Source organism: Armatimonadota bacterium (genome assembly GCA_031459855.1).
Lineage (GTDB): Bacteria > Sysuimicrobiota > Sysuimicrobiia > Sysuimicrobiales > Humicultoraceae > Fervidifonticultor > Fervidifonticultor primus.
Genome location: JAVKHP010000001.1, coordinates 686,888 through 703,654, shown reverse-complemented (window position 1 = coordinate 703,654; position 16,767 = coordinate 686,888). Strand labels below are relative to the sequence as shown.

Here is a 16,767-nt window from a genome sequence, read left to right as displayed (position 1 = left end):
CGCGGTCCTGCGCAGCCGGCCGCAGGACGGCACCGCTCACTCGCGTGCGTACGGTCGGCCTACCGTGCTGGGGAACCGCCTGCGGCCGATGACCGCGGCCACCACCACGAGGGTGACTACGTAGGGGATCATGGAGACGAAGTAGAACGGCACCCGTTCTTTGACCCCGGGCGTCACCGCCACCGCGGACGCAAAGCCGTCCGCGAGCCCGAACAGCAGCGCCGCTCCCAGGGCCACCAGCGGTTCCAGTCCGGCGAACACCACGCACGCCAGGGCGATGAAGCCGCGCCCTGCGGAGATCTCCTTCACCAGGGCCCCGAACCAGCCCAGCGGCAGGAAGGCCCCGCCCAGCCCCGCCAGCGCCCCGCCCACGGTCGCGGTGAGGAGCCGCAACCGGTCCACCCGGAGCCCGGCCACGTCCACCGCCTCGGGTTTCTCCCCAGCGGCGCAAAGACGAAACCCCACCACCGTCCGGTGCAGCACCAGGTGCGCGAGCACGGCGGCCACCACCGCGCCGATCGTCACAGGGCTGACCTGGCCCAGGGGCGTCGTCAGGCGCGGCACCATCAGCTCGTTGGGGAACACGTGCACACCCGGGAACGCCCACAGGCTGATGAGCAGGAAGGGCACGAACCCCAGCGCGAACACGTTGAGCCCCATGCCTGCGATGATCTGGTCCGCCTTCCCGTACACGCTCACCGCGCCCATGCCCAGGCCCAACAGGCTCCCGGTCGCGGCCCCACCCAGCAGCCCGACGATGCCACTGCGCCCGATCTCCGCGAACCACACGCCTACCGTCGCGGTGACCATGAAGATCGCTTCCAGGCCGATGTTCACCAGCCCGGCCTTCTCGTTCAGGCACTCTCCCACCGCTGCCAGGGCCAGGGGCGTCATGGCCAACAGCCCCGTCTCGACCAGGGATACGGGCGGCAGGCCCAGCTGAGCCAGCGCCCGCGGCGCCAGGGCGGCGGTCACGACCGCTGCAGCCCACGCCAGCGCGGCCTTCCTCACCGCGAAAGCCTCCTGCCGACCATCTTCCACAGCTCCGGTACGGCCATGGCGAACACGATGATGCCGTTGAGGGCCCGCACCAGTTCGCTCAGTACGCCCACCTCGTACTCCATCAGCCGGCCACCGTGCGCCAGGGCCCCGAACAGGACCGCGGCCAGCACCCCACCCACCGGGTGGTTGCGGCCCACCAGCGCCACCCCGATGCCGTCGAAGCCCAGGGTGGCCACGTTGCCCATGGTGGCGTAGAGGGACCACGCGGGAGGTCGGCCGATCACCTGGCTGGCGCCCGCCAGTCCGGCCGCCAGTCCGCCGAGCACGAAGCTCGCCGTCACCACGCGCTCCGGGCGCACCCCCGCGTAGCGTGCGGCGTCCGGGTTCTCGCCCGCCAGCCGCAGCTCGTACCCCGCCCGGGTGCCCCACAGGTACGCATACGCCAGCAGCGCCACGCCCACGGCCACGAACACCACCGCGGTGAGCGTGCTGTCCTCGGAGAGGACGGGGTAGCGGGCGGTGGGCAAGGCCGGCACCGTACGCTCGGCGCGTCCGGGTTCGGCCAGGAAGGTGATGGTCAGGTACATGGACAGGTGCAGGGCGATCCAGTTGCACATGATGGTGGAGATCACTTCGTGGGCACCACGCCACGCCTTCAACGCCGCGGGGATCAGGGCCCACAGCGCGCCCGCCACCATCCCTGCTGCAGTGGCGGCGCCCAGGTGGACGCCCGGCGGCAGGGGCACCATGCCCGCCACGCAGGCCGCGCCCACGGCTCCCAGGTACATCTGGCCCTCGGCACCGATGTTGAACAGCCCGGCCCGCATGCCGACCGCGAACGTCAGTGCCGTGAGCATGAGGGGCGTGGCGAACGCCAGGGTTTCCAGCAGGTCTTCCCGGGTCCCGAACGCGCCCGCGACCAGGGCGCGGTAGGCGGCCACGGGCGAATGGCCGAAGGCCCAGACCAGCAGCCCGCCGGCCACCAGGCCCAGGGCCACGGTGGCCAGCGACTCAGCGAGGGGACGCAGCGCGCGCGGCGTCCGCATCCGTGCCCGCGGGCACCACCCCGCCCATCAACAAGCCCACCGTCTCCCGGCGGAACGTCTCCGCAGGACCGGCGCCCACGAACCGTCCCTCGTACATCACCGCGATCCGGTCGCTCAGTTCCAGGACCTCGTCCAGGTCCGCGGAGACCAGCAGCACCGCCTTGCCCGCATCCCGCATCCGCACCAGCAGCTCGCGGATGTGCACCGCAGACGCCACGTCCAGGCCGCGGGTGGGGTGCATCGCGACCACCACCGTGGGCTCCTTGCTGATCTCCCGACCCACGACGAGACGCTGCTGGTTGCCGCCGCTCAGGCTGCGCACAGGGGTCCAGAGGTCGGGAGCCACCACGCGGAAGCGCTGGACCAATGCTTCCGCGTAGCGGACGATGGCGGACCGGCGCAGCCGGCCCCACGGGCCCAGGAACTGGGGCTCCCGCTGGCGGCCGAGGATGCTGTTCTCCACGATGTCGAAGCCCAGGGCCAGCCCAAACCGCGCCTTGTCCTCCGGCACGTGCGCCAGGCCGCGGCGGTACAGGCGCAGCGGCTCCAGGGAGGGCACCCGTTCCCCGTCCAGCCAGACGTCGCCTGCCTCGGGTCGTCGCAGCCCCGTCAGCGCCTGCACCAGCTCGCTCTGCCCGTTCCCCTCCACGCCCGCCACACCCAGGATCTCGCCCTCGCAGACCTCGAAGGACAGATCCCGCACCACCACGTGCCCCTGGTCGCTGCGGACGTGCAGCGCACGCACGGCGAGCACCGGTCTGCCCGGCGGCCGCGGAGTGCGCCGTACGCGCAGGACGCCGGGGGAGCCCACCATCAGTTCGGCCAGCTGCTCGGGCGTGGCGGCACGGGTAGGCAGCTCGCCCACCACGCGGCCCTGGCGCAGCACCACGACGCGGTCGGTCACCTCCAGGACCTCCCGCAGCTTGTGGGTGATGAACACGACGGACGTCCCCCGGTCTCGCAGCCGGCGCAAGAACCGGAAGAACTCCTCCACCTCCACCGGGGTGAGGGCGGAGGTGGGTTCGTCCAGGACGAGGACGGAGGTGGCGCGGTAGAGGACCTTGCAGATCTCGACCCGCTGCTGCACTCCCAGGGGCAGGGACTCCACGGGGACGTCGAGGGGCACTGTCAACCCCGTCTCCTCCAGCAGTCGCTGCACGCGCTGCCGGGCTGTGTCCTGCGGCAGCGCGCGCAGCACCCCGACACCTTCGTGCCCCAGGAGGATGTTCTGCAGGGCGGTGAACGGCGGGACCAGGGTGAACACCTGGTGCACCATGCCGATCCCGCACCGCAAGGCGTCGGCCGGCGTGCGGAACTGCACGGGCCGGTCGTCCACCAGGATCTCCCCGCGGGTGGGCCGCAACAGGCCCGAGAGGATCTTCATGAGGGTGGTCTTGCCCGCGCCGTTCTCGCCCAGCAGGGCAACGACCTCTCCCGCGTGGAGCTGGAAGTCCACGCCCACAAGGGCCACGGTCCCATCGGGGTAGACCTTGTGGATCCCGCGCATCTGGACGCGCGCAGGTCTAGTCACCGGGGGGACCCTCGGCGTCACATGGCAGGGGTGCGCCGCGCGCCTGCGCCGCGGCAGGCCGGCGGCTCACGCGGCGGTCACCGCTGTGGCTGCGCTGCGGGTCGCCCGGCGGGGCCACAAGGGTGGCAGACGTGCGCCGCGAGGGGTCACCGCGGCAGCCGGGAGGCCGCTGCGACCAGGGCGCCCGGCCCCAGGCCCAGGTCGTTGCGCCACCGCTGGATGTCGGGCTTGGTGACCGCCAGGGGCACGGTCACCTGGCCGTCGCGGATCTTCTTCTCCAGCTCCGCGACTGCCTCCCACACCCACGCGGGCTGCGCCTCCCGCATGGTCTTGACCCTGGCCTTGATCTCCGCGGGCGGGGCTGGCAGCACCTTCTTGCGGGTCAGGCGCTCTGCCTGCACTCCCATCCGGATGAACTCGTCCAGGTCGTCCAGGGTGCTCACGGAGATCCCCTCGGTCAGCTGGCCCGCCACGCGGGTGCCGATGCCCAGGGTCACCACGCCCTGCGTGCGGCGGACCAGGTCCCGGAACTGCCCGTCCCGCACCCACCGGGTGGCGTAGTACACGCCCCGATCGACGCGCTTCATCATGCTGGCGATCACGAAGCCCGGGTTGATCCAGTCCTGGTTGGCGTCCACCCCGATCCAGAACGGCGGCCCCATACGCAGCTGCTGCCGCTGCGCGATCTCCTGCACCGCCTGGTTGATGCCCAGCCCCAGCGGCCCCGCGATGTTGTACACCGCCACCGCGTTCCTGGCGTACATGGCCTTGGCCGCGGCATAGCCCTTGGGGATGTCGCTGAAGGTCCCGGTGTAGGTCCACAGGACGAAGTCCTTGCGGTAGGGGAACGCACGCTCCGGCCGGCGCTTGGCCAGCCACTCGGTCGCCCACCGCGCCCCCCACTTGTAGCCGATCTCGAACTTCCACAGGACGGGGATCTCGATGCCGAACACACCGCCGATGTGAGGACTGGCGTACTGGGCGGCCAGCAGCGCGCCCAGGGCACCGACGAGGGCGCTGCCCTTGTGTTCCTCGTAGACCACGTCCATGAGGTTGGGCAGCGGGTACTGGGCGGCGAACTTCTCCTTCACGATGGACTGCGCGAAGGTGTCGATCCCCACGAAGTTCTTGGTGGGGAAGCGCCGCGCCACCTGGGCCAGGGCGTCGCTCAACAGGAACCCCACGCCCACGATCAGCTGCACGTCGGGATCCCGGGCCGCCCGGGTCAGGTTGGGGACGTAGTCGGCCTCCACCTTGCTCACCAGCTCGACCATCCGGACGCCGAAGTCCCGCTCCGCGTCGTCGCCGCCCTTGAAGGCCATGTCGTTGAAGCTCAGGTCGCCCCGGCCGCCCACGTCCGAGACCACCGCGATCTTGAAGGTCCGCGGGGCAGCAGAGGAGGCAGACACACCGTGCGCCACCAGGCCTGCGGTCAGTGCCAGGGCCACCACCAACCCGATCGTGGATCGCATGGTCCCCTCCCACCGGCGTGGTGCCGGCCTGCAGACCAGCCCGAGGAGATGGCGTGCTCCTGCGCGATGCCCGCGCCCGGCTGCGCGGCGGGGTCTTGGGACGCAGACCGACCCACGAAGGGCTACGGCGTCCTGCAGAAGCGCTCCTGCGGGCCAGCCAGGCCCCGGCCGCAGGCGGCCGCGGTTACGGCTTGGCCCCGCGTTCGCCCGGGAGCCGGGGCGTCTCGGGCGGGATCTTCCGGTCGTCCAGCTCGTAGGTCAGCCGGTTCTCCACGCGCACCACGCCGTCGGCCAGCGCCGCCCACTTCCCGGCCAGCTCGCGCTCCGACCAGCGCTCCACGCGGCCCTCCAGCGTCACCACGCCGTGGTGGGCGGTGACCTGCACGCGCGAGACATCGATCCACAGGTCGTGCAGCAGGGCGTCGCGGATGGCCAGGGCGAGCTCCTCGTCGGACCGCGCGAACGCCTTCAACACGTCGTTGCGGCTCACGATGCCCACCACCCGGCCGTCGCGCACCACCGGCACCCGGTTGATGCCATGGCGCGTCATCAGGTTGGCGATCTCGTGCAGCGTGGCGTCCTCGCCCACGGTGACGACGGGCGTGGTCATCAGGTCGCGCGCCACGACCGCTTCGGCCTTGCGTGCCCGGTCGGCGGCGGCGGCGATGCCGGGGAAGGGGAGCAGGCGCTGGACCAGCTCCGGCGGCTCCTCGGGGCGCGGGGTGAGCTCCTTGTAGAGCAGGTCACCTTCCGTGACGATGCCGAGCAGCTCGCCGGCGGCCGAGACGATGGGGATCCCGCTGATGCGGTGGGTCGTCATCAGCTCGACCAGCTGGCGCACGGTGGCCTCCGGTGGAGCGGTGATCACCGGGGTCGTCATGATGTCGCGGGCCCGCAGCTGCATCAGGCGGCGGGCAGGGCGGGATGGGTCTGCCGTGGCGCTCATCGTGCCCTCCTGTGGTCAGTCGTGCAGTCCGGCGCGCCGCAGCAGGCGCGCGACCTGGCGCCGGCGTCGCCAGCGCCGAAGCCGTTCGATGGGGTTCCATCCGACCGGAGGCTCCTCCCTGTGCCGGGAGGCGGGTCGTCCGTGGGGGCGCACGCGGGCGCGTGGGACGAACCCCATGCGCCCCCTCGCCGCGTACCACCGCGCCGCGCCGCACCCGGCCAGCGCGAACGCGCCCATGGGGAACGCCAGCGAGAAGAACACCAGCACGGCGGCCACCAGCCCCAGCCACCGCGCCTGCACCGGGAGGACGAAGAAGGCCAGGAGGCGCTCGGCGGGGTTGACGGTGGTCCACGCGACCACCGCCGCCGCCAGCAGCAGCCACGGCCCGGCCAGCACCACGGGGCGTCCGATCGCGAGGCTGCCCACCCACAGCGCCAGCGCGGGCGCCGCGGTCACCAGCCCGAGGAAGCGCACGTAGTCACGCCAGCCCCACGCGCGCTCGAGGCTTCCACCGAACACCCACAGCATGTACCCGCCGAGCAGCACCCCGAGGATCCCGCCGGTGCCCACCAGCGGATACGTGAGGATCGTCCACGGCGCCGCCGACGCCCGCGGCGCGACGAACGCCAGCGGGGGCAGGGCATCGAGGCCTCCTGCGAACCCCAGCAGGAACGTGCCCGCGTTGGCCGCAAGCAGCGTCCACGTGATCGGGCAGTCGCCGGGCAGCGCCGACGGCCGCCGGGACAGCGCGAACCCGCGTCGTGCCATGGGGCGCTACCGCCGCCGGGCGCCCAGCGGCAGCGCCGGCTCCGGACGCGCCACCCGGACGCGGACGTCCACGATGGTGGCGCCGCGCTCGTGGACGATGACCGGGTTGCAGTCGAGCTCGGCCACGGCAGGCAGGTCCTGTGCCAGCGCGCCGAGCCGCAGCAGCACGTCCTCCAGCGCGGCGACGTCAGCGGGCGGCTGGCCGCGGAACCCGGTGAGCAGCCGGTAGGACTTCAGCTCCTGGAGCATCTCGCGGACTTCCTCGCGCGCGAGCGGCGTCAGGCGGATCGCCACGTCGCCCATCAGTTCGACCAGCGTGCCGCCGGCCCCGCACGCCACCACGGGACCGAACTGCGGCTCGCGCACCACGCCGGCGATCATCTCGACGCCCGGCGCGGCCATCCGCTGGACGATGAAACCAGTGAGGGGCGTGCCCGCCGCCTGCAACCGGGCCGTCATCTCGGCGGCAGCGCGCCTCACCGCCTCGCCCCCTTCCAGGTGCAGACGCACCGCCCCCACCTCGGTCCGGTGCACGACACCCGGCGCGATGGCCTTGAGGGCCACGGGCCCGCCGAACTCCTCGGCCGCCAGCGCGGCGGCCTCGGCGGTGGGCACGATGCGCTGCTCCACCATCCGCAGGCCGTAGCACTCCAGCAGCGCCTGCACGTCACCGGGCGGCAGCCAGCCCTCGCCACGCGCCAGGGCGGCGTCCACCAGCGCGGCGGCGTCGTCGCGGCGCAGGTCGTCGAAGCGGACCGGCGTCGGCAGCGGCCGGGCGCGCCACGCGCCGTAGCGGGCGACCCGGGCCAGGGCGATGGCAGCCGCCTCGGGGAACAGGTACGAGGGGATGCGCACGTCGGAGGCGCGCAGCACCTCGGGGACCCCCCGCGAGGACATGAACACCGACAGCACGGGCTTGGCCCCGCCCAGCTCCCGCACCGCGTCCACGATGGCGGCGGCCACCTCCTCGGCGCGGGTCACCAGCGGCGGGATGAAGATCACCACCAGGGCGTCGATGTGCGGATCCCGGCCCACCACGCGGATCGCCTGGCGGTAGTGCGCGGCCGTGGCCGAGGCGATCATGTCCACGGGGTTGCTGACCGCGGCCTCGGGCGGCAGGAAGGCGCGCAGCTGCCGCTGGGTTTCCTCGGCGAGGATTGGCACCTCGAGCCCTTCGGCCTCGCAGGTGTCCGCGCACAGGATGCCGGGCCCGCCCGAGTTGGTGATGATGCCAACGCGCCGGCCCGCGGGCACCGGCTGGTGGGCCAGCAGCGCGGCCACGTCGAACATCTCCTCCAGGGTGTCGGTGCGGATGACACCCGCCTGCCGGAACAGGGCGTCCACCGTGATGTCCGAGGCGGCCAGCAGCGCACCGGTGTGCGACGAGGTGGCGCGGGCGCCAGCCCGGGTGCGGCCGCTCTTGACGGCCACGATGGGTTTGCGCCGTCCCACGCGCCGCGCCAGGCGCGAGAACTTCTGGGGGTTGCCGAACGACTCCAGGTAGAGCAGGATGACGTCGGTGCGCGGATCCTGCTCCCAGTAGGCCAGCAGGTCGTTCCCGGAGATGTCGGCCTTGTTGCCCACCGACACGAACGTGGAGATCCCCAGGCCCAGCATGCGCGCGTAGTCCAGGATCGCCAGGCCCAGCGCGCCGCTCTGCGACATGAAGCCGATGCGCCCTTCCGGGGGCTCCACCGGCGCGAAGGTGGCGTTCAGCCGCACCGCGGGATCGGTGTTGATGATCCCCATGCAGTTGGGACCGATCAGGCGCATGCCGCTCGCCCGGCAGACGGCCAGGAGCTCGGCCTGCCGCGCGCGCCCCGCGTCGCCGGTCTCGGCGAACCCTGCGGAGATCACCACCAACGCGCGCACGCCCTTGCGGGCGCACGCCTGCGCCGCCTCGACGACGTGCTCGGCGGGGGTCACGATCACCGCCAGGTCCACCGGGCCGGGGATCGCCTCCACGGTGGGGTAGGCCACCACCGACTGCACGACGCTGGCGCGGGGGTTCACCGGGTAGACCGGCCCGGCGAAGCCGTACGCCAGCAGGTTGTGGAACAGCTCGCCGCCGATGCTGCCCCGCTGGCGGGAGGCGCCCACCACCGCCACCGCCCGCGGGGAGAAGAACGTGCGCAGCGCGTTGGCCGCGGCCACCATCTCGCGCTCCTCGAACTTGGCGAGCGCCTCCGGGGTCAGCGCCGTGGGGAAGCGCTCGTGCACCTCGCCGGCGACGATCTGCACCTCGGTGGGGAACCCGGCGTCGCGGAAGACGTCGAGCATCCGGATGTTGGTGGGCAGCACCTCGGCCTCGAAGAGGCGGATGTGGTGCTCGGCGGCGTGCTCGGCCAGATGGCCGAGCATCAGCGTTCCCAGGCCCCGCCCCTGGTAGTCGTCGGCCACGGCGAACGCCACTTCGGCGCGGTCGCCGTCGAGGGTCGCGTACATGGCGTGTCCGATGATGCGCTCCGGGACGCCCACGGTCGCCACGATCCCGTAGCGCCGGACGTAGTCCACGTGGACCATCTTGTGGACCAGCGGCCCCAGCGCCTCGTCGCTGGTGCGGGTGAAGAAGCGCAGCGCGCGCGCCTGCTCGGAGAGCGCCCGGAAGAAGGTGAGCAGCGCGGCCTCGTCGTCGGGCCGCACCGGGCGCAGGTGCACGGTGGACCCGTCGCGGAGCACCACGTCCGCCTCACGGTGCGCGGGATACTGCCCCTCGTCCACCTGTCGCGCCATCGTGCCCTCCGGGGATGCGATCGGGACGTCGTGCTTCCATTGTGCCCGATGCGGGCGTCTGGTGCCATCGGGTGGGCGTTGCGGGCCCCTCGGGTCGGCACCCGATCCCGGGGCGCGCTCTGCGCCGTACAATGGTGTTGGAACGCCTTTCCAGCCGTTCTGCGGAGGACTGCGATGGCCGGCGACCTGTCCCTGCTCCCGCGCGCGGAGGACCTCGACGACCTGCTGGAGCGTGACCGCGACGACGTGCTGTCGGTGGCGCTGGCCACCGATCCCACGTTGCCCGAGCACCAGGCGGTGCACCCCGCCTACCTGATCTGGCTGGAGAACGCCCTGCGCGACCTGCTGCGCGACCTCCCGCCTCCTCGGCGGCGCGTGGCGCGTCCGCTGGCGCAGCGCGTGACGGCCTACGTCAGGACGTGGAAGCCCTCCGCCCGCGGGCTCGCGCTCTTCGCCGCGCCAGACCTCTGGCGCGTCTACCCCGTGCAGGTGCCGCTGCCCAACCGCGTGCGGTTCGGGCTGCCCGACGTCACGGCCCTGCTGGAGGCGCTGGACGCCTGCCCGCCCTACGCGATCCTCGCCGTGGATACCCGGCACGCGCGGTTGGCCGTGGGGTACCTGGGGAACGCCTCCCTGCTGGCCGAGGAGACGCTGGACCTGCACACGGAGCACTGGCGGCAGACCTCCGGCCGCCGTCCGACCGCCGCTCGCCGGATGGGCGAGGGGGCCGGGCGCGGCACGCAGCGGGATCCCTTCGAGGCGCGGCGGCGCGCGCACGTCCAGGCGTTCTGGGAGCACGTGGCCGCCGAGACCGCACGCCTCCTGGCCGCGCGCCGTCTTACGGCGCTGGTGGTCGGCGGGCCCGAGGAGGCGGCCGCGGCCGTGGTCCGGGCGCTGCCCCCGCAGGCGCGCCGCGCCCTGGTCGGCACGGTGCCGTTGCCGCGCTACGAGGGCCTGGCCGAGATGCTGCAGCGCACGGTGCAGGCCGCCGTGGAGGCCGAGCGCCGGCGGGATCGCGAGCTGGTGGCCGCCGTGCTCGAGGCACAGGGCACACGGGCCGTGCTGGGATGGCCGGCGGTCGACGAGGCCCTGCGGCTGCGCCAGGCCCACCTGGTGGTCGTCGAGTCCTCCCGCCTCGCACACCACCCGGAGTTGCCTCGCCTGGCGCGCCAGGCCGGCGCACGGCTGGAGCTGGTCCACGCCGACGCGGCCGCGCCGCTGGCGGCAGGTGGAGGCATCGCGGCGGTGCTCAGGACCCCGTCGACGGCCGCGGGCTGAGCGATCCGTCGGCCGTCCAGCGGTCCAGGAGCTCGGCCAGGGCCCGCGCGGTCTCGGCGTCGAGGTCGTAGGTGACCCGCACGGCCGGCTTGTCGAGCCGGAGCAATCGCCGCAGGTCCACGGGGGTGCCGATCACCACGACGTCGGCGGGCGTGCGCCGCAGGGTCTCCTCCAGGTCCCGGCGCTGCGCCTCCCCGTAGCCCATCGCCGGCACGACCCGCGCAAGATGCGGGTAGGCGGCGTAGGTCTCCCGCAGGCTGCCCACCGCGTAGGGGCGCGGGTCGACGATCTGCGCCCCCAGGCGTTCGGCGGCGATCAGCCCGGCGCCGTAGGCCATCTCCCCGTGGGTGACCGTCGGGCCGTCTTCCACCACCACGACCCGGCGACCGGCCACCAGGTCCGGATGGTCGACACTGATCGGAGAGCGAGCCTCGAGCACGAGCGCTCGGGGGTTGGCGGCCGCGACGTTGCGGCGCACGGTCGCCACGGCGTCGGGCCGTGCCGAATCCACCTTGTTGATGATGACGACGTCGGCCATGCGCAGGTTCGTCTCGCCCGGATGGTAACGGAGTTCGTGCCCGGCGCGGTGCGGGTCGACCACCACGAGGTGCCGGTCCGGCCAGAGAAACGGGAAGTCGTTGTTGCCGCCGTCCCACACCAGCACGTCAGCTTCCGCCTCGGCCCGGCGGAGCACCGCCGCGTAGTCCACGCCGGCGTAGACCACGATGCCGCGCGCCAGGTGGGGTTCGTACTCCTCGCGCTCTTCCACGGTGACACCGGCAGCGTCCAGGTCGTCTGGCGTGGCGAAGCGCTGGACCGCCTGGGCGGCCAGGTCGCCGTAGGCCATGGGGTGCCGCAGTACCACCACCCGGCGGCCGCGGTCGCGCAGCAGCCGGGCCACCAGGCGCGCGGTCTGGCTCTTGCCGCTGCCGGTGCGCGTGGCGCCCACCGCGAGCACCGGGACGCGCGCCCGCAGCATCGTCTCCTTGGGCCCGAGCAGGCGAAACCCCGCGCCGGCCGCCAGCGCCCGCGAGGCCAGGTGCATGACGTGCTCGTGGGAGACGTCGCTGTAGGCGAACACGACCTGGTCCACCTGCGCGCGATGGACCACGTCCTCCAGATCCTCTTCGGGCACGATGGGGATGCCCTCCGGGTAGCCGGGGCCCGCCAGCGCCGCCGGGTAGACGCGGTGAGCGATGTTGGGGATCTGGGTCGCCGTGAAGGCCACGACCCGGTACCCGGGGTGGCCACGGAAGCAGACGTTGAAGTTGTGGAACTCCCGCCCGCCGGCGCCCAGCAGGACGATGCGGATCGGGGCCGAACCCGGATGCGCTGCGCGCGCGTCGTGCACGCCGATCACCTCCGCTCGCGGCACTGTTCCCGTCGCCGCCCGACGCCTCCTGGGGGTCGCCACCGGCCTCCTGGGGGTCGCCACCGGCCTCCTGGGGGCGCCTCCAGCCGCACGGGGCGCGTGAGCGCCGCGGCCGCGTGGCGGGCAGCGCGCACCAGATGCTACCATGGGCGTACCGGTCGCTGCAGCGGTGCGACGCGTGCAGGAGGGGGACACGATGCTCACGGCCGCCGACGTCATGACCACCCGGCCCGTGGTCGTCCCGGTCGCCGCCACCGTGGCCGAGGCGGTGCGCACGATGCACGAGCGGGGGATCTCCAGCGTGCTGGTGGCACCCGCCGTCGGGGGCGTCGACTACGGCATCGTGACCATGCGCGACGTGGTCACCAAGATCGTCACCGAGGGGTTCGATCCGGACAGCCTGACCGTCGGCGACATCATGACCTGGCGGTTGGTCACGGCCCGGCCGCACTGGCCGCTGCGGCGGGTGGCGGAGGTGATGGCGCAGGCCCGCGTCCGCCGCCTGCCCGTGGTCGACGGCGGGACGCTGGTCGGCGTCGTCAGCGACACCGACCTGTTCACCGCGCTGGTGCCGCGCCACGACTGGGAGCACGTGCGCCGGGTGCGCAAGGACCGCGCGCTGCAGCGGGCCCAGCGCTCCGGGCCCGCCCGCACGGTCGGCGACGTCATGTCGGCGCCGGTGCTCACCATCGACCGCGAGGCCACCGTGCAGGCGGCCGTCGGCAAGATGGTGGCGGCGGGCATCAGCAGCCTGCTGGTGGCCGACCTCCCCGGCGGCGGGATCGTGACCAAGCGGGACGTCGTGCTCAAGGTGGTGGCAGCCGGCGGCGATCCGGCGCGCACGCCCGTAGGCGCCCTGGCCTCCGCACCTCTCCGCACCGTCGAGGCCGACGCGCCCATCGAGGAGTGCTCGCGGCGGATGGGCGTGCTGCGCGTGCGCCGTTTCCCCGTCACCCGGGCCGGGGAGATCGTGGGCATCGTCAGCGACTCCGATATCCTGACGGCGGTCGCCGGTCACCGGTGGGTGGGCCGCCGGCCGGGCCCCACGACCGCCATCGCCGCGGACGTCATGCGGCCCCTGGCGGGCGGCCTGCCCGCGCCGGGCGCGGAGACGCTGTCGCCGGAGCTGTCCATCTGGGAGTGCGCGGCGCGCCTGGCCCGCGCCGGCGCCCGCGAACTCCCCGTCGTGCAGCAGGGGCGCATCATCGGCGTCGTGGGCGATGCCGACATCGTGCGGGCCCTGCAGGAACGCGGCGGGCCGGACTAGCTGGCGCTCGCGGCACGTCTCACCCGACGCGCATCCCATGGCGGTGCTGAGAGCGCGCCGGGCCGGACCAGCTGCCTCCCACGGCACGTCTCACCCGACGCGCGTCCCGTGCCGGGAGCGCGGGGGGACGTGTCTCGCCGCCCCCCCGCAGCCGATATCGCGATCGGCCCCGGCGCGCCCCGCCGGCCCGGGGCGCGTCGGACCCTATACGTCCTTGCGCACCTCCACGCGCTCGCGCAGCGCCGCCTGCGCCGCCGCCAGACGGGCCACCGGCACGCGGAACGGCGAACAGCTCACGTAGTTCAGCCCCAGCTGGTGGCAGAACTCGATCGACGCCGGATCGCCCCCGTGCTCGCCGCAGATGCCGACCTCCAGGTCGGGGCGGACGGCGCGGCCGCGCTCCACGGCGATCCGCATCGCCTCGCCCACGCCAGCCCGGTCCAGCGTCTGGAACGGGTTCTCGGGCAGGATCCCGCGCTCGACGTAGCGCAGCAGGAACTTGCCCTCGGCGTCGTCCCGCGAGATGCCGAAGATCGTCTGGGTCAGGTCGTTGGTGCCGAACGAGAAGAACTCGGCCAGCTGCGCGATCTCGCCGGCCACCAGGCAGGCCCGCGGGATCTCGATCATCGTCCCGAACTTGTAGGGCACGGTGACCTTGTGACGTGCCATGACCGCCCGGGCCGCGGCCTCCAGCTCGCGGTGGGTCTCCCGCAGCTCGTTGAGGTGACTGACCAGGGGGATCATGATCTCGGGCATCGCCTTGATCCCGCGCTTGGTCACCCGGCAGGCCGCGTCGATGATGGCCCGCACCTGCATGGCGGTGATCGCCGGGTAGGTGAGCCCCAGGCGGATGCCCCGCAGGCCGAGCATCGGGTTGGCCTCGCGCAGGGCCCGGACCTGACGGAGGACCGCTTCCTTCTCGGCCAGCAGCGCGCGCAGCGCCGCGAGCGACAGCTGGCCCTTGCGCGGCCGGCCGCGGCGCCGCAGCACCTGCAGCACGTCCACGCGCGCGCGCAGCCCCGCCACTTCCTCCAGCAGCTCGTCGTGGGGCGGCAGGAACTCGTGGAGCGGCGGGTCGATGAGCCGGATGATCACCGGCAGGCCGTCCATCGCCTCGAAGAGCCCCTCGAAGTCGCGCCGCTGCAGCCGCTCGAGTTTCCGCAGGGCGTCCTCGTAGGCGCGGACCGCCGGCGAGGTGCGCACGGCCCGCTTCGCCTCGGCCAGCGCCGCCTTGGCCTTGCGGTCGTCGGGCTGTTGCGCCAGGGCCTGCTCGGCGGCGCGCACGCGGTCGTAGGCGGCCTGGGCCTCGGCGGCGTTGAGGATCATCTGCCGCACGATGGGGAGCCGGTCGGTCTCGAAGAACATGTGCTCGGTGCGGGTCAGGCCGATGCCCTCGGCGCCGAACTGGCGCGCCCGCCGCGCGTCGCGGGGGTAATCGGCGTTGGCCCAGACCCCCAGGCGCCGGAACCCGTCGGCCCAGCCCAGCAGCTCCAGCAGCTCGCGCTGCTCCTCCAGGCTGGGCTCGGTGACGGGGAGCTGGCCCGCGAACACCTCGCCCGTGGTGCCGTCGATGGAGAGGTACTCGCCCTCTTTGACGACCTGTCCGTTCACCGAGAGCTGTCGGCGCTCGGGGTCGACGTAGATCGCCTCGCACCCGGCCACGCACGGCACGCCCAGCCCCCGGGCCACCACCGCCGCGTGGCTGGTGGCGCCCCCGCGGCTGGTGAGGATGCCCCGGGCGTGCAGCATCCCGTGGACGTCGTCGGGGTTGGTCTCGGGCCGCACCAGGATCACCGGCTTGCCCGCCCGGCCCCAGGCCTCGGCGGTGTCGGCGTCGAACGCCGCGAGCCCCACGGCGGCGCCGGGTGAGGCGTTCAGGCCGCGGGCCAGGAACCGGCCGTCCTGCGCTGCGGCGTCTTTCGCCTTCGGGTCGAAGCGCGGGTGCAGGAGCTGGTCGATCTGGCCCGGCTCGACGCGCAGCACGGCCTCCTCGCGGGTGATCAGGCCCTCGTGGGCCATGTCCACCGCGATCTTCACTGCGGCCTGGGCCGTCCGCTTGCCGGTCCGCGTCTGCAGCATCCACAGCCGGCCGCGCTCGATGGTGAACTCCACGTCCTGCACGTCGCGGTAATGCCGCTCCAGCAGCTCGCACACCTGGACGAACTGCGCGTAGGCCTCGGGCAGGTCCTGGGCGAGCGCGCTGATGGGCTTGGGGGTCCGGATCCCGGCCACCACGTCCTCGCCCTGGGCGTTCAGCAGGTACTCGCCGTAGAGCTCCTTCTCGCCCGTGGCCGGATTGCGGGTGAAGGCCACGCCCGTCGCCGAGTCGGGCCCCATGTTCCCGAACACCATCGCCTGCACGTTGGCTGCCGTCCCCAGGTCGTGGGGGATGCCGTGGAAGTTCCGGTAGTCGACGGCGCGCTTGCCCCACCACGAGTCGAACACCGCCTGGATGGCCATGCGCAGTTGCTCGTGGGGGTCCTGGGGGAAGTCGACGCCCCGCGCCTTCCTGATGAGCGCCCGGAAGGCCGCCACCAGCTCCTGGAGGTCTTCGACCTCCAGCGCGGTGTCTTCGGTGACGCCCTTGCGCCGCTTCGCCTGCTGGATGAGGTGCTCGAACTGCTCCCCCGGGATGTCCAGCACGATCTTCCCGAACATCTGCACGAGCCGGCGGTACGCGTCCCAGCCGAAGCGCGGGTTGTTGGTGAGGCGGATCAGCCCCTCCAGGGTGCGGTCGTTGAGCCCCAGGTTCAACACGGTGTCCATCATGCCGGGCATGCTGAACTTGGCGCCCGAGCGCACCGACAGCAGCAGGGGGTTGGCCGGATCGCCGAAGCGCTTGCCGGTCTTGGCCTCCACCGCCCGCAGCCGTTCGGCCACCTCGTCCATCAGGCCCTCGGGGAACCGACGGCCGGCCCGCATGTACTCGACGCACGCCCGGGTGGTGATGGTGAACCCCGGCGGGACGGGCAACCCGATGCGGCTCATCTCGGCCAGCCCCGCGCCCTTGCCGCCCAGCAGGTCACGCATCGACGCATCGCCCTCTTCGAAGAGCAGCGTCCACCGGAACTGCGTGCGTGGTGCCTCTACGATCGTCATCGTCTTCCCTCCATGCGTGGTCTCACCGCAGCGGTTTCACGCCCGTGGTCGCACGCCGCGGTCGCACGGTCCTGTCGTCTCGGCGCCCGAAATGCGCGCAACTCGCCAGAATGCGCCCGCGGGGTCCGCGCGCCAGGCTGCGCCCGGACCCAGACGACGGCACGCCTCGCCCCCTTGCTCCCACGGAAATTGGCGGCCTATCCTGCCCGATCCCCAACTCCCACTAGAGTATACGCACAGCGCGAGCAGTAGC

At 73.0% G+C, this 16,767-nt stretch carries 11 protein-coding genes; 2 read left to right on the top strand and 9 right to left on the bottom strand.

The features are described from left to right. Positions 1 to 36 precede the first annotated feature (36 nt). The 7 genes from QN157_03175 to QN157_03145 form a co-directional block, all read right to left on the bottom strand. Positions 37 to 1,011, bottom strand: coding sequence for an ABC transporter permease (locus tag QN157_03175; GenBank protein ID MDR7554587.1), 975 nt, complete (start codon positions 1,009 to 1,011; stop codon positions 37 to 39). Then, entirely contained in the window at positions 1,008 to 2,048 is a 1,041-nt protein-coding gene (locus QN157_03170) for an ABC transporter permease (protein ID MDR7554586.1), read from the bottom strand. Before QN157_03170 ends, QN157_03175 begins: the two co-directional genes overlap by 4 nt. Then, positions 2,014 to 3,579 (bottom strand): ABC transporter ATP-binding protein, encoded by a 1,566-nt coding sequence (locus tag QN157_03165; GenBank protein ID MDR7554585.1) that lies wholly within the window; start codon positions 3,577 to 3,579, stop codon positions 2,014 to 2,016. Before QN157_03165 ends, QN157_03170 begins: the two co-directional genes overlap by 35 nt. A gap of 146 nt (positions 3,580 to 3,725) precedes the next feature. Next, positions 3,726 to 5,051, bottom strand: a complete 1,326-nt coding sequence (locus QN157_03160) for a BMP family ABC transporter substrate-binding protein (GenBank protein MDR7554584.1) — start codon at positions 5,049 to 5,051, stop codon at positions 3,726 to 3,728. 184 nt (positions 5,052 to 5,235) lie between these two features. Continuing rightward, complete coding sequence (locus QN157_03155) at positions 5,236 to 5,997, bottom strand: CBS domain-containing protein (protein MDR7554583.1); 762 nt, start codon at positions 5,995 to 5,997, stop codon at positions 5,236 to 5,238. A gap of 15 nt (positions 5,998 to 6,012) precedes the next feature. Further along, entirely contained in the window at positions 6,013 to 6,765 is a 753-nt protein-coding gene (locus tag QN157_03150) for a DUF1751 domain-containing protein (GenBank protein ID MDR7554582.1), read from the bottom strand. Positions 6,766 to 6,771: 6 nt separating this feature from the next. Then, positions 6,772 to 9,498, bottom strand: coding sequence for a GNAT family N-acetyltransferase (locus tag QN157_03145; protein MDR7554581.1), 2,727 nt, complete (start codon positions 9,496 to 9,498; stop codon positions 6,772 to 6,774). 174 nt (positions 9,499 to 9,672) lie between these two features. On the opposite strand from QN157_03145, the gene QN157_03140 reads away from it, so the two are divergent. Continuing rightward, the gene (locus tag QN157_03140; protein MDR7554580.1) at positions 9,673 to 10,776 is read left to right on the top strand and encodes a VLRF1 family aeRF1-type release factor; all 1,104 of its coding nucleotides are present in this window, start codon (positions 9,673 to 9,675) and stop codon (positions 10,774 to 10,776) included. Here QN157_03140 and QN157_03135 read toward each other — a convergent pair. Further along, positions 10,748 to 12,127 (bottom strand): cyclic 2,3-diphosphoglycerate synthase, encoded by a 1,380-nt coding sequence (locus QN157_03135; GenBank protein MDR7554579.1) that lies wholly within the window; start codon positions 12,125 to 12,127, stop codon positions 10,748 to 10,750. The genes QN157_03140 and QN157_03135 overlap by 29 nt on opposite strands. Before the next feature lie 217 nt (positions 12,128 to 12,344). Here QN157_03135 and QN157_03130 point away from each other — a divergent pair, with 217 nt between their 5' ends. Further along, the gene (locus QN157_03130; protein ID MDR7554578.1) at positions 12,345 to 13,415 is read left to right on the top strand and encodes a CBS domain-containing protein; all 1,071 of its coding nucleotides are present in this window, start codon (positions 12,345 to 12,347) and stop codon (positions 13,413 to 13,415) included. 204 nt (positions 13,416 to 13,619) lie between these two features. On the opposite strand, the gene ppdK is transcribed toward QN157_03130, so the two are convergent. After that, positions 13,620 to 16,514 carry a pyruvate, phosphate dikinase gene (ppdK, locus tag QN157_03125; GenBank protein MDR7554577.1) on the bottom strand — a complete coding sequence of 965 codons (2,895 nt, stop codon included), beginning with the start codon at positions 16,512 to 16,514 and terminating at the stop codon, positions 13,620 to 13,622. Positions 16,515 to 16,767: the final 253 nt, after the last annotated feature.